The sequence below is a fragment of the Acidobacteriota bacterium genome (genome assembly GCA_039030395.1).
Taxonomy (GTDB): Bacteria; Acidobacteriota; Thermoanaerobaculia; order Multivoradales; family JBCCEF01; genus JBCCEF01.
In genome coordinates this window covers 128,722-142,197 of the sequence record JBCCEF010000001.1, presented here as the reverse complement: position 1 = coordinate 142,197, position 13,476 = coordinate 128,722, and the positions used below count along the sequence as shown (strand labels likewise).

The 13,476-nt window shown below is 69.6% G+C and carries 10 protein-coding genes; 4 read left to right on the top strand and 6 right to left on the bottom strand.

Going from position 1 to position 13,476, the window contains the following annotated elements:
• Positions 1–54: 54 nt before the first annotated feature.
• Genes AAF481_00495 through AAF481_00480 form a run of 4 tightly spaced genes read left to right on the top strand, consistent with a single transcriptional unit; the run spans position 55 to position 5,062 of the window.
• A complete protein-coding gene (locus tag AAF481_00495; GenBank protein ID MEM7479623.1) occupies positions 55–1,101 on the top strand; it encodes a UbiA family prenyltransferase in 1,047 nt (348 codons plus the stop codon).
• Positions 1,102–1,128: 27 nt separating this feature from the next.
• Complete coding sequence (gene asnB, locus AAF481_00490) at positions 1,129–2,883, top strand: asparagine synthase (glutamine-hydrolyzing) (protein ID MEM7479622.1); 1,755 nt, start codon at positions 1,129–1,131, stop codon at positions 2,881–2,883.
• The gene (locus tag AAF481_00485; protein ID MEM7479621.1) at positions 2,880–4,223 is read left to right on the top strand and encodes a hypothetical protein; all 1,344 of its coding nucleotides are present in this window, start codon (positions 2,880–2,882) and stop codon (positions 4,221–4,223) included. Before asnB ends, AAF481_00485 begins: the two co-directional genes overlap by 4 nt.
• On the top strand, positions 4,220–5,062 hold the full coding sequence (locus tag AAF481_00480; GenBank protein MEM7479620.1) for an ABC transporter permease: 843 nt from the start codon (positions 4,220–4,222) through the stop codon (positions 5,060–5,062). Before AAF481_00485 ends, AAF481_00480 begins: the two co-directional genes overlap by 4 nt.
• On the opposite strand, the gene AAF481_00475 is transcribed toward AAF481_00480, so the two are convergent.
• The 6 genes from AAF481_00475 to AAF481_00450 are packed head-to-tail and all read right to left on the bottom strand — an operon-like array spanning position 5,059 to position 13,309.
• Entirely contained in the window at positions 5,059–6,417 is a 1,359-nt protein-coding gene (locus AAF481_00475) for a glycosyltransferase (protein MEM7479619.1), read from the bottom strand. The genes AAF481_00480 and AAF481_00475 overlap by 4 nt on opposite strands.
• The gene (locus AAF481_00470; GenBank protein ID MEM7479618.1) at positions 6,414–8,903 is read right to left on the bottom strand and encodes an O-antigen ligase family protein; all 2,490 of its coding nucleotides are present in this window, start codon (positions 8,901–8,903) and stop codon (positions 6,414–6,416) included. Before AAF481_00470 ends, AAF481_00475 begins: the two co-directional genes overlap by 4 nt.
• Complete coding sequence (locus AAF481_00465; protein ID MEM7479617.1) at positions 8,843–9,919, bottom strand: glycosyltransferase family 2 protein; 1,077 nt, start codon at positions 9,917–9,919, stop codon at positions 8,843–8,845. Before AAF481_00465 ends, AAF481_00470 begins: the two co-directional genes overlap by 61 nt.
• The gene (locus AAF481_00460; protein MEM7479616.1) at positions 9,916–11,070 is read right to left on the bottom strand and encodes a glycosyltransferase family 4 protein; all 1,155 of its coding nucleotides are present in this window, start codon (positions 11,068–11,070) and stop codon (positions 9,916–9,918) included. The genes AAF481_00465 and AAF481_00460 overlap by 4 nt, the downstream gene beginning before the upstream one ends.
• Positions 11,071–11,072: 2 nt before the next feature.
• Positions 11,073–12,167 carry a glycosyltransferase gene (locus AAF481_00455; GenBank protein ID MEM7479615.1) on the bottom strand — a complete coding sequence of 365 codons (1,095 nt, stop codon included), beginning with the start codon at positions 12,165–12,167 and terminating at the stop codon, positions 11,073–11,075.
• Positions 12,164–13,309 (bottom strand): glycosyltransferase, encoded by a 1,146-nt coding sequence (locus tag AAF481_00450; GenBank protein ID MEM7479614.1) that lies wholly within the window; start codon positions 13,307–13,309, stop codon positions 12,164–12,166. Before AAF481_00450 ends, AAF481_00455 begins: the two co-directional genes overlap by 4 nt.
• Positions 13,310–13,476 lie beyond the last annotated feature (167 nt).

The following is a 13,476-nucleotide window of genomic DNA, read 5'->3' as shown; positions in this document are numbered from 1 at the left end:
TCCGAGTATTTCAGGCAGGGCATCGAATCGTCCACGGGATAGGATCCGGGCATCTTGATCCATGTCGAGAAGACCAATCCGTTGCCGGCTGTCGGAGGAGAGAGGAGAGCGCTGGGGGCATCCTCCTGGTCGGCCGCGCTGCGGCTGGGCGACTGGTGGCCGCATTTGGTGCCGGTGGTGGTGGCCTGCCTCTACGGCAGCCTGGTACTGGGGGCCGAGCCCGCGGCGATGGCGCGAAAGCTGCCCGGATTTCTCGTCGCCTTGGTCGCTCTGGCGACCTTCGGCTACACCCTGAACGACCTGTGCGATGCGGCTCAGGATCGGCGGGCGGGGAAGCCCGATGCCCTGGCGGGGGCCGGCGGTGCGAAGATCCGGTTGGGCCTGGTGGTCGTTTCTCTGGCGGTGGGCCTGGTCGCCTGGGCGACCGTAGAGGCGCCGGCCCTCGCGACGGGTTTCCTCGCGCTCCATCTGCTGTTGTTGATGGTCTACAGCGTTCCTCCCCTGCGCTGGAAGGAGCGCGGTCTTCTCGGGGTGTTGGCCGACGCCCTGTACGGTCATCTTCTGCCGGTGGCGATCACGCTGCTGGTCTTCGCGCCGGCACCGGACGATCGATGGCTGGGGGGTGCGGTGATCGTGTGGGCGTTGGCGAAGGGCCTGCGCAATATCCTGTTGCACCAGATCGAGGATCGAAAAGGCGACCGCCGAGCCGGCATTGCGACCTTCGGTTCGTCCCAGCCGCCGCTGCGCGTGCTGTCCCTGGTCAATCGGCTTTTTCTGCCCGTCGAGATCGTCACGCTGGTCCTGCTGCTGGTCGCCCTCGCGCCGGCCTGGTGGGGGCTGGTGGCCTTCACCGCCTTCACCCTCTTGAAGTTCTCCGCCTGGAAACTGTGGTTCCTGCCGCGCCGCTACCGCCGCCTCAAGTTCGTCTGGTGCTTGAACGACTTCTACGAGGAGTGGCTGGGTCCGGTGTTGATCCTGGTTCTGGCCGCGCGGGATCCGCTCTGGGTGCTGTTGCTGCCGCTGCATCTTCTGCTGTTCCCTCGCCTCTTCGGCCAGATGTCCCGCGACCTGCCGGCGATCTGGCGCAATCTGCGAGATTGATGGTTTCGCTGCGGGAGGGATGACTTCGTGTGCGGCATTGTCGGGGAGGTCTCCGCGCGGGGACCGATCGACCGCCAGGCCTTCGACCGGCGGCGCGATCTGTTGCACCATCGCGGTCCGGACGATGCCGACACCTGGATGTCGCCGGACGCCGCCGTCGCCCTCGGCAACCGCCGGCTGTCGCTGTGCGATCCGTCGGACGCCGGCCGGCAGCCGATGGCCAACGAGGACGGCTCCGTCCAGGTCACCTTCAACGGTGAGATCTACAACTTTCGTGCTCTCCGGCGGCAGCTCGAGGGCAGGGGACACCGGTTCCGTTCGCGGTGCGACACGGAGATTCTGGCCCACGGTTGGGAGGAGTGGGGAGAGGGGCTTCTGGAACGCCTCGAAGGGATGTACGCCTTCGCGCTGTGGGATCGCCGGCGCAATGGCTTGCTGCTGGCGCGGGACCGCTTTGGGATCAAGCCGCTCTACTACTTTCGAGGCGAAGGGCGGTTCGCCTTCGCCTCGGAGCCGCGCGCGCTGGTGGCGCACCCGGAGATCCCGCGGCAGGTCGATCTATCCGCCCTGTGCGATTTCCTCGTCTACCGCTTCGTGCCGAGCCCGAAGTGCATCTTCCGGGGCTTGGCAAAGCTGCCGCCGGCGCACGCCTTGTTCTGCGAGCTGGAGAGTGGAGAAGTGCGCACCTGGCGGCACTGGCGGCCGAGCCGTGAGGAAAACGGTGTCGAGGATGTCGGCGCCCGCTTCGAGGAGCTGTTTGCCGATGCGGTGGTCTCCCACACTGCCGCCGACGCGCCGCTCGGGTCCCTACTGAGCGGCGGCATGGACTCGAGCGCCCTCGCGGCGATGACGGCCCGGCGGAACGGCGAATATCCGACCTTTTCCATCGGTTTTTCCCACTGGCAGGACAGCGAGCACTCCGATGCGGCGGCGGTGGCCGCGGCCTTCGGGTTGCCGAATCATCGCTGGCTTCTCGGGTTGGAGAGCCTGGCCCTGGTCGAGCGCCTGGCGGAGGTCTTCGACGAGCCGGTGGCGGACATTTCGACCCTCCCCACCTTGGCGGTGGCCGCCCTCGCCGCCAACCGGGTCAAGGGCGTGCTCTCCGGGGAGGGGGCCGATGAGCTGTTCGGCGGCTATGCCTGGCACCATCGCCTGGCCGCGGCGGCCGCTCCCGTGGCGGATCTGGTGTCCTTCTATGGCGAGGCGATGGCGATGGGTTCCTTTGCGGAGGGCGAACTGGAGCGGTTGATCCACCCGGATCGTCGCGATGCCCTTCCGGCGGACCCGCTCTGGTTTTATCGCTCTTGCCTGGAGGAGGTGGATGAGGCCACGACTCTCGATCGGTCGCTCGCAGGGCTGCAATGGTTGGATTTGCGCTCCTTCATGGGAGAGCTGGTGCTGACCAAGGTCGACCGGGCGACGATGGCCGCTTCCCTCGAAGCCCGGGTGCCGTTCCTAGACCATCGGTTGTTTGACTTCGTCTACGCCTTGCCGCGGCAGACGGTGTACCGCGCCGGGAGACAAAAACCTTTGCTGGCGGAGTTTCTCGCCGGCAAGATTCCGCGGCGGATCTTGGAGCGGCCGAAGCAGGGCTTCGTCGGCCCGGATCACTACTACCGCCTCGACCGGCGGCGGCTCGCCGCCCTCGGCGACGCGCGTCTGGTGCGCGACGGCGTGTTTTCCGCCGCCGGCCTGCGGACGATGGTGGAGACCGGTGGCCCGTGGCGCCGCTGGAAGCTGCTGGTCCTCGAACTCTGGTACCGCCGGTGGATGGCCTCATGAGAGCCCGTGAGCGCTTTGTCTTCGCGGTGTGCGGCGAGGCCACGTACCTCGAACAAATGGAGCGGGCCGTCGCTCACTTGCAGCGCTTCGCCGACCGCGAGGTGGTGGTGGTGACCGATGCCGGCCGCAATCAGCGGCCGGTCGTGGCCGGCGAGGGAGTGGCCGAGGTGATCGACGTCGCCACTCCCGAAGCGCTCGACCACCGTCAGGCCAGCATCTGGCTCAAGACGTCGCTGCCGCGACACCTTGATGCGTCCTATCGCTACTGCTACCTGGATGCGGATGTGCTGGCCGTCAAGAAGGGGGTGGAGCAGGTCTTCCTCTATGACTTCGGGCCGGCGGTGTTCGCCTCGGACCACTGCCGGCTGGACGACTTCAGTCCCTGCGCCGTCGACTGCGGCTGCTGGAATGCCGACAAGGAGCGCCGGGCGCGCCAGCTCGACGGGCTGATCCAGTCCTTCGAAAGGGTCGATCCAGAGGTTTGGCCGCTGCGCCGGCGGGTCGAAGAGGCGCTGGAGCGGCACGACGACCGCTACCGGCAGCCGCCGCCGGAGATCGGCTGGCGGCGCGATCAACTGCGCGCCTACCTCGATCGTCTGGGGGACCGTCCCGTCGCCCTGGCCTGGGGCATGCTCACCCGGGTGCTGCGCCGCATCGGGGCGCGCCAAACCTGGGAGCTGTGGCGCCACCGCGATCCGGATCGGGTGATCGATGCCCATCTGGGACCGGTGACCGAGCGCATTCGCCGCGACCTCGATGTCCATTGGCACGAGGAGGAACGCCACTGGCTGGACCGGCAGGGCCGGGTGGTGCTGCGGGATGTGCCCTGGCACGTCGAGCGAACGAGTCCCTTTCGCTACGATGCCGAACGTGATCTGTGGCTCGACGCCGCCGGCGAGGCGGTGTTTCACCGCCGCTGCGACCATCTCCGCCAGGCGATCGGCGAGCGCTTCCGGGTGGACATCCCGGACGGAGATTGGCGCCACTGGAACGGCGGCGTGATTCTCTTCGGACCCGAGGCGGCACCCTTTTTCGAACGTTGGCACCGCATGACCCTCGACATCTTCGACGACCCCCACTGGCTCGACCGCGATCAGGGCACCCTGGTGGCGGCGGTTTGGTCTCTGGGACTCGAGGAGCAGAGCACCCTGCCCATGGAGTTCAATTTCCTGGCCGACTACCAGCGGCCGGATCTGGAGTTCTCGCCGCGGGAAGGATTCTCCCTGGGCGGCGAGGAGCGGTGGATCGAGCCCTTCCTGGTGCACGTTTACCACCACTGGGGGGACGATGATTGGCTCGTCTGGCGCTGGCTCGATGAACGGCTGGAGGGTCCGCCGTGAAGGGGGTCGAAATCGTCTACGACGGGGAATCGAGCCACCGTCAGCGCTGGCGCCGCATGTGGCGTGATCTCAAGAGCGCGCCGCCCCTTGCCCGGCAGTGGGTGCGGCGCGGTTTCGCCGCCGACCATCGCCCGTCCCTCCTCGGCTGGCTGCTGCTCTTCCTGCCGCCCCTCGGCTTGGTGCTGTGGGCCACCCTGGCGCAGCGTGGCGAGCTGATCCGGCCGGGCGAGCTGGGCATGTCCTTCCCGGTGTTCGTGTTGGTGGGGGTGGTGCTGTGGCAGACCTTCGTCGAGGCGATGAATCTGCAGATCGAAACCCTAGCGACGGAGCTGCCGACCCTGGCGAAGCTCGACCTGCCGCCGGAGGCCTTCATCCTGGCGGCCCTCGGGCGGGTGGGAATCCACCTGGCGGCGAAGCTGGCGCTGGTGGCCCTGGCGATGGCGATCCTGGGTGCGCGGCCGGGCTGGGGGGTACTGTTGGCGCCGCTGGCGATCCTCGCTCTGGTTGCCCTGGGCACCGCCTTCGGCTTGCTGCTGGCGCCCTTTGCGGCGCTCTACCGCGACGTGTCCCGTGCGCTCCAGGCCTCGATCACCGCGTGGTTCTTCTTGACGCCGATCTTCTATTCGGTGCCCGAAGCGGGTTTGCTGCGCGCTCTGGTACGCGCCAACCCGGTGAGTCCGCTGCTGGTGACGGCGCGGGAGTTGATCGTTCAGGGCACTTCAGCGGCGGAGGGCTGGTGGTTGATCCTGGCCCTCCTTCTGGTGGTGGTGTTGCTGCCGCTGGCGTGGTTTGTCTATCGCCTCGCCCTGCCGATCGTCATCGAGCGTACCGGCGCCTAGCCCTCCCTCCGTAGCAGGTGGCGAATCCGTTGATGTAGGGCGGGTTCGCAAACCTTCACATCGAAGCGTTGGCGGACGGTGGCGGCGGCTTCAGTGGCGAGGCGTTCGCGTTCTTCGGGCGAGGCGGCGAGGCGGGTGACGGCGTCGGCGAGGGCCGACGGGTCGCCGGCCGGCACCAGCAGGCCGTCGCGGCCATCGGTGACCAGCTCGGCGATCGACCCGCTGTCGGCGGCCACCACCGGCAGACCGCTCGACATCGCCTCCATCAGGCTGGTGGGAACGCCGTCCTTGTCGCCGCCGGCGGTCGCCTCGTAGGGGGCGACGAACACCTGCGCCCGGTGGAGTTCGGAGACGACTTCCCGGGTGGGGAGTGGGCCGAGGAAGCGGAGCGCCCCGCCCAGGGCGAGATCCTCTCCGAGGCGCTCCAGCTCCCGGAGGTGGCCCGGGTGGTTTCGGTCGCTGCCGCCGGCCTGGCGCAGCTCGACGGCCACTCCACGCCGCCGCAACTCGGCGACGGCGGTGAGCAAGGTGGTGAGGCCCTTCTTGGGCTCCAGACGACAGACCGAGAGCAGGCGCAGAGGGCCGTCTGCCTTGTCGTCTCGATCCACTACCGGGAAGCGTCCGGTGTCGATGGCGTTGGGCTTGATCAGCAGGTGATCTTCGTCGAGGTTCGGAGCCAGGGTGTGGACTTCCCGCGCGATGCGGTGCGAGGTCGCCACCACCAGCGCCGCTTCGGTGAGCTGCAGGCGCTGGATTTTCAGCGGGTAGTCCCGTAGCTGGTGATCGGCATAGCAGCTCACGCCGCGGGGCAAGCGCAGCAGCCGCGAGGCCACGAAGCAGGCGAGGCTGCCTTCGTAGAAGAAGTAGCTGTGTAGGTAGTTCGCGCCCAGGGCCTCGGCGAGGCGGGCGAAGATGAAACCTCGTCCGACGTCGCGGTGAGCCTCCAGCTCTCCCTCGGACAGGCCCGTTTCGCGGTGGAGGTCGCGCAGCACCGCGGTCACCCCCTGAGGCTGCCGACGCCGGAAGTAGGCGATTTCCCGGCGGGCCGTGGCGGCGGCCGAGGCGAGCCAGATCTTGTGCACGTCGAGGGCGGTGAAGGCCGGGTCGAGTTCCCACTTCTCGCCGCCGCCGGAGTAGGCCATCCGCAGATCGAAGCCGGCGCGGCTCAGTTGGGTCAGCTCTTGATAGACGAAGGTCTGGGAGTACACCGGGAAGTTCCAGCCGGCGATGGCGAGGATCCTGGGCTGCCGGCCGGACGCTTCCCGCCGCAGCTTGCGAAGAGTTGCGCGATGGCGCAGCTCGTGGAGGGCGGACCTGGCGTAGCCCTTCAGGCGATGGGTGCCGGGGAGGGTCATTCCCGCGCCAGCAGGGTTTTTTCCAGCTCGATCAATCGGTCTCGTTCCGAGGGTGGGGCGAGACGCCGGGCGCGCTCGAGTACCTCCCGCCCTTCGGCCCCGCGACCGAGGACGGCCGCCACCAGGGCCCAATCGCGTAGCGCGCGCCAGCGCGGCGGCCGGGCGTTGGCGACGGCACTGACCGTTTCTTTGACCCGTTCGGGGTGGAGGTCGAGGGCGCGCCGCACCGCCGTCCAGGCGTCCTCCGTTTGGCCGAGATCGAGCTGGGCGCGGGCGAGCAGGAGGTGGCCGTCGGGACTGTCGGGGCTCAGTGCGACGGCCTTTTCGAGCCGATTCCGGGCCTGCCCGGGCCGCCCTTCTTCGAGTTCGAGATTGGCCCATAGGCGGAGCAGTCGAGCGTCCGTCGGCGCGAGCTCGGCGGCCTGGGCGAAATGTCTCTCGGCAGCGGCCACGTGCCGCTGGTGGGACGCTCGATCGCCGGCCCGAGACGCCGACCGCGCCTGGAGGTAGGCCCGCTCGCGGGGATAGTTTGCTTCGTAGGGGTTCTTCCGGGCGGCCGCCGCGAGTTCGGCATCGATTCCTCGCCGGATCAGGGCATCGCCGCCGGAGTCTTGGATGCGCGCTCGGAAGGCGGCCAGGCGGCAGGAATCGCAGCTCTCGAAGCGCTCCACCGCCGCGCCGTACTCCGCCGCGGCGATGCCGAGTTGCCGGTCGGTGAAGGCCGCATCGCCGCGACGCATGTGGGCGAAGGCATCGAGTTTGGGAAGGGCAGCGGCGAGGCTTGCGGCGAAGAGCACCAGGCCGGCCAGCAGACCGATCGTCGAGCCGCTGGCGGCCCTCGACTGGGAGGTCGTCAGCCCGGGCCGCGAGCCGGTCCACACCACGCCGACGAGAAACGCCGGGCCAGCGACCGTCAACAGGGCGATCCACGGGCCGATGCGGAGTCCACCGGCCACCTGCGGGGGCGTCCAAAGACCGAACATCATGATCGCCAGGGCTCCGGCGACCCAAATGAGGGAGAGCCCCTTCTCCGGATCGTCTTGCGCGGGCGACGGAACGGTTCGCGGTACGAACAGTGCGAGCAGCAGCCAGAGCAGGATTTCGGCCCCGGTGCTGCGCGGAGCGACCAGGCCGTGGGCAAAGGCCGCCAGCAGAGAGCCGATCATGGCGGCAGTTGACGGCGGAAGCGATGCGGCCCGGACGAGCAGCAAGACGAGGGCCGCCGTCAGCCCACCGAGGCCGATCCCCAAGGCGACCCGTTCCGCAGCGGCTATCCATCCGAGGATTCCGCCGGCGACAACGCCACCGGCAAGGGATCCGACCGCTGTGAGCAGGGGCCGCCGGATGAGACGGGCGAAGGCAATCCCCAGCAGGGAGAGCCAGGCCAGCACCCCGAGGATACCGGTCTCGACCGCGAGTTGCAGAAGGGTCTGGTGGGCGCGGTCGTAGGTGGCGTCCGGCCGGCCCGCCGTCGCCGGCAGTTCCGCCGGTAGCTCGGGACTGACGACCCAGGGGAAGGTGTCCGGTCCATGGCCGAAGAGCTGTCGCCGCGCCGGCGCCTGCTGGTAGATCTCCAACGTCGTGGCCCAGATGAGCTGACGCTCGGTGACGGTCTTCCAACCGCGTTCTTGCAAACCGAACAGCGCACCGAGCCCTAGAGCCGCCAGGGCGACGGCCGCGGCGATCCACCAGCGGCGCTGCACCTTCGTCCGATAGAGCGCCAGGGCGGTGGTCACCATTCCGAGGCCGGCGGCGAGTTGTGGGCCGCGGCTGCCGGTCCACCACAGGGCGAGGAGCTGGAGCGCGAGCAGTGCACCGAGGGCCACGGCGCGGGCCCCTCGGTGCCGCAGGAGCTCCGCCAGGGTCCAGGGCGCGCCGAGGGCGAGAACAGCACCGAAGAAGATCGGATTGCCCTGGGTGCCGGTCACCCGATCGGGCCAGCCTTCGGCCAGGCGGATGGGATCGAAACCGAAATGCTGGCAGACCCCGTAGGCGGCCGCCACGGAAACGGCGAACACCAGGCCGCGGGCCAGGCGACGGCGGGCCCGGGGTCGATCGGCGAGCGGCCGGCAGGCGAGCAGGATCACCACCAGAGCGGTCACCGTCAGGCCGCCGTGCAGCCGCGGCGGCACGCCCCAGAAACTCCGCGCTGGGAGAATCGAGGTGGCCATCGCCAGCGCCGTCGTGGCCAGAAAGGCGAGGGCGGCGAGGGTGAGAGGGTCTTGGTACAGGTCCCGCCTGCGTTGGCGCGCCGTGGCGGTCAGGGGGATCATCAACAAACCCGCCAGCAGCCAGGAGAAGACGAACCGATTGCCCTCGAAGGCCTCGGAGCTGTAGGGATTGGAGAGCAGAACGGCGATCAAGATCACCAGCGAGGCGATCGCCTCCAGCCATCGGGACGGGTTCAGCGAGCGGAGGTTCGAGATCAGAGCCTCCCGGTTCCTGGTGGCGCCGCGCCGGCGGGCCGCACCGGCGGTCGCCTCCAACCTTTCCAGAAACCCAGTCCCCAGGCCAGATGGATGATGGCGAAGACCGCCGGCAGCCGCAGGCTGGGGCCGAGGCCGTGGCGTAGAGCGGCGAGGGCGGTGGTGGCGAGGGCGGCGAGAAGCCAAAGGCCGACGGGCAGGGCCGCGGCGAGGACCAGGCCGGTGCGGCCGGTCGCCAGGCCGATGCCCGAGAATACGGCCGATCCGGCGAGGGCCGAGACGAAGGCCGGCGGAGCGAGTTGGCGAAGCTTGATGGACCGCGGGTGCTTACGGAGCATCTGGGTCTTCCAGTAGCCGTAGCTGAAGTACTGGCGCCAGAGGGAGGGAGCGTCCGGGCGGGTGAGGTAGCGGCAGACCACCGCCGGATCGACCACGATTCGCCCGCCGGCTCGCCGGATGCGGTGGTTCATCTCGTAGTCCTGATTGCGCAGCAGCGTTTCGTCGAAGCCGCCCACCCGCTCGAACAGCCGGCGCGGGAAGGCTCCGAGGTACACCGTATCCACCTCACGGCGGCGTTCGGCGAATCGAAAGGGCGCCGTACCCACCCCGAAGCGGCTGCCCATGGCGAGGGCCACGGAGCGGCCGAAGGGCGTGGTGCCCACCGGCCGCAGTGGGCCGCCGACGTTCTCGGCGCCGGTTTCCCGCAGCACCGCAAGGCAGGTGCGAAGGTAGCCCGGATCGAGCAGGGTGTGGGCGTCGACCCGCACGACGGTTTCGCCGCGGGCCGCCGCGATGGCGAGGTTCAAGGCGCTGGAGACCAGCCCTTTGGGATTGTCGAGCACCCGAAAGCGCGCATCCGCCTCGGCCCGCGCCTGGAGGAAGGCTCGGCTGCCGTCCGTCGAGCCGCCGTCGACCAGCAGGACCTCCATCGATCCCGCGAAATCTTGGCCGGCGATGTGATCGAGGCACTTCGCGATGGAGGCGCCCTCGTTCAGTACCGGCACGACGACGCTCACGGCGGGATGGTTGACGTCGGGGACGCCGGCCGGCGGGGCGCTCGCCTTCGCGGTCCTCACAGCAGGGACCGGTAGACGTCGAGGGTGGCGGCGGCGATGCCGTCCCAGGCCCACCGGCGGTCGGCGAACCGCCGGCCGGCGCGGCCGAGGTCGCGGCAACGATCCCGGTCGGCCAGCAGGGCGGCGAGGCAGTCGCCGAAAGCCGCGCCGTCGCCGGGCGGCACCAGCTCGCCGGTTTCTCCCGCCAGAACCTGTTCCGGGAAGGCTCCCGCGGCGGTGGCGAGCACCGGCCGGGCGAAGGTGTAGGCCATGGCCGGGATCATACTTTGGGAAGCCTGGCGATACGGCAGCACCACCAGGTCCGCCGCTTCGAACCAGAGCTGCGCCTCGGCCAGGTCGAGGAAGGTGAAGCGTCGGTGCACGGCCTCCTCCAGACCGTGCCGGGCGAGGCGAGCTTCGATCTCGTCCGTCGGGTGGCGCGGTGCCCCGCAGATGGCGAGGCGGGCGGTGGGCAAGGCGACGCGGCAGGCGGCGAAGGCGTCGATGAGGAGGTCGAGTCCCTTGTAGGGCTTCTGCAGCCCGAAGAAGAGGGCCAACGGGACGTCGGTGGGGACTTCGAGTTCTCGTCGGGCTTCTTCCTGTCCCTTCGCCGCCTCGGCCCAGGGTCCGTGGTGGCCGAGGGGGATGACCTCGACGGCCGTCGGGAGGTCCGGGTCGGCCCGAAGCAGCGCTTCGGCGGTGAACCGGCTGGGGGCGATCAGGCGATCGGCCGAGCGCCACAGAGCGCCCCAGCCCCGGCGGCCGGCCGCTTCGCCGAGATGCGGAGCGGCGTTGTGGGCGGTGATCACCACCGGCAGGCCGGAAGCCTGCAGGGACTTCACCATGCGACGATCGAACCGCGGGTCGAGAGACCATTGGAGGTGGGCCACCTGGGGCGGATCGGAGCGCAGTTGGCGCCGCAGGCGTGTCCAATCGAAGGGATAGGCGGCAGCGCGGGCGAGGCGGCGGACTCCGTCGCGAGAGGCCAGCGGCCCATTCGCGGCGAGGAAGCGGGCGAAGACCTCGCGGCGCTGGAAGGATCCTCCTTCGGGCAGCGAATGGTAGCGAAAGGGAGCGGTGTAGAGGGTGGCCTCGGCGCCTTCGTCGGCCAGTGCCGCGCACAGGGAGTGGTCGTAGAACGGGGTCATCGCCCCCGGGTCGATCATCGCCACCTTCAAGGTGCTTCTCCTAACACCCGCCGGTAGGTGGCCGCCACCCCCTCCGCCATGGCGCGGGCGGAGAAGTGGCGGCGTACCCGCTCCAGAGCGGTGGCGGCGAGTCGCCGCCGCTCGGCGGGGGAAGCGAGCAGGCGGTCGAGGGCCAGAGCGAGGACGGCCGGATCGTCCGGCGGTACCAGCGCGCCGCAGCGGCCGCCATCGAGCAGCGCTGCGAGGCCTCCCACCCGGGCGGCGACCAGCGGCGTGCCGAGGGCCATCGCTTCGAGGGCCGCGTAGGGCAGGCCCTCGTCGCGCGACGGCAGGACCACGAGGTCCGCCGTGTCGAGCAGAGGGACCACATCCTCCCGGTGGCCGAGGAAGCGACAGTTCACGCCCAGGCCGAGGGCGCTGGCGAGGGCTTCGAGGGAAGCGCGCCGGGGGCCGTCTCCGGCGATCAGCAGAACGCCGGGTCCGCCGATCCGGGCCACCGCCCGCAGAAGGTTCGAAAATCCCTTCTGGCGGCTGAGGCGGCCGAGGCCGAGGATCACCGGGCCGGCGGCGGCGAGGCCGAGTTCTCGCCGGGGATCGGCTGCGGCCTCGCGCTCCGCGCGCAGGCGCTCGACATCGAGGCCGTTGGCGACCTCGAAAACCCTGTCCCGCGCGACTCGATCGAGCGGCGGATACGCGGCGGAGCCGGGGGTCACGCCGATAACGGCGTCGAAACGGCGCAGCCGTCGGCGGTCCACGGCGGCGTGGACCTTGAGACGCAGGGTGGTTCCGGTGTGCAGGTGGTAGGTGGCAATGGCCGGCAGGCCGAGCCGGCGGCCCAGCCGCAAGGCGAAATGGTTGGCCTTGTAGCCGTGGGAATGGACGAGTGCCGGCCGCAGGGTAGAGCAGGCGCTCTCGAGTTGCCGCGCGATGGCCGCGGGCCGGCCGGCGGCCATCCCCGGATCGAGCCTGGCGAGGGGACCGAAGGCCGCGGGCTCGCGCCGGCTCAAGAGCACCGGCCGCAGAGCGAACCCCTCGGCGGCGAGGCCCGGGGCGAGTTCCCACAGGTGGCGCTCGGGTCCGGCCCAGCGGTCGCTCGCCCGCAGGTGCAGAACCGTCCTCACGCCGCGCCGTGCTCCGTTCCTTCGGCGAGCCAGCGCAGGTAGCAGTCTTCGAGGGCGCGGGTGGTATCCGCCGCTTGAAAGCGTTGCTCTACCGTCCGCCGGCCGGCGGCCCCCATCGCCCGGCGGGTCTCCTCGTGGCGGAGCAGGTGGACGAGGGCGCGGCCGAGGGCCGCCGGATCCTTCGGCGGTACGAGGTGTCCTTCGGCGCCGTCGGTCAGGGCTTCGGGCACTCCGCCCACGTCCGTGGCGACGACCGGTTTGCCCGCCGCGAAGGCTTCGAGCAGGGCGGCCGGTAGTCCTTCCCGGTGGGAGGGTAGACAGACGATATCGGCTGCCGCCAGCAGCGCCGGCATGTCTTCCCGATGGCCGAGCAGGAAGACTTCGCCGGTGAGGCCTCTTTCCTCGACCTCCTGCCGGAGGGCTTCTTCCGCCGGCCCCTCGCCGGCCAGGACGAGGGTGGCGCCGGGCACCGCATGACGGAGTAACGCGTAGGCCGCCAGCAGGTCGCGGTGACCCTTCATCGGATGCAAGCGAGCGGGAACGAGAATCAACGGACGATGGCCGATGCTGAGCTGCCGCCGGAGGCCCGAAGTCGGCGCGGCGTCGTAGGGCTCGAGGTCGATTCCGCTGTACACCACGTCCACGACGCCGGCAGGCACCCCTCGGGCGAGCAGCTCGTGGCGGTGGAACTCCGAAGTGGCGAGGAATCGGGTACCGCTGGCGAGCCAGGCGTCGGCCCACCGCCGTTTCCAGGGCGTGCCTTCCGGCCGACCGAACTCGTGGGCCACGATCAGCGGCACCCGAGCGCGGCGCGCCGCCAGTCGCAGGTAGGGACTGGCTCGGCTGTAGAGCGGAGTGTGGAGAATCCCGGTTCCCCGCGCCGCCAGGTGCCGCTGGGCGCGGCCGACGGCGGGGAAGTCCCAGGGTCTTTCCAGGCGATGCAGTTCGCTGACCGCCAAGCCCTGCTGCTGTGCCCGGGCCGTCCAGCGGCCGCCACCCCGCAGGCACAGGAGGTGCGGCTCGAAGCGCGTTCGATCGAGATGGCGGCAGGCCGTGAGGATGAGTTGTTGCGCGCCTCCGGCGGCGAAATCCAGAAATCCAAAGGTCAACGGCAAGGGTGAACTCGGGAAAGGGCTTCTCATGGGGACGACCAAGATCCTACCGGAGGGATAGTTTCCGCTCCGGCGTGAAGAAGGTGTTGTCTTATTGCTATACAATGCTTTGACTGAGAAAGGCCATCACCGTATAACGGTGAAGATCTCTGTATGAAGTTTTGAAGGACGGCGCTCCGCTTCACTTCGATGTGATT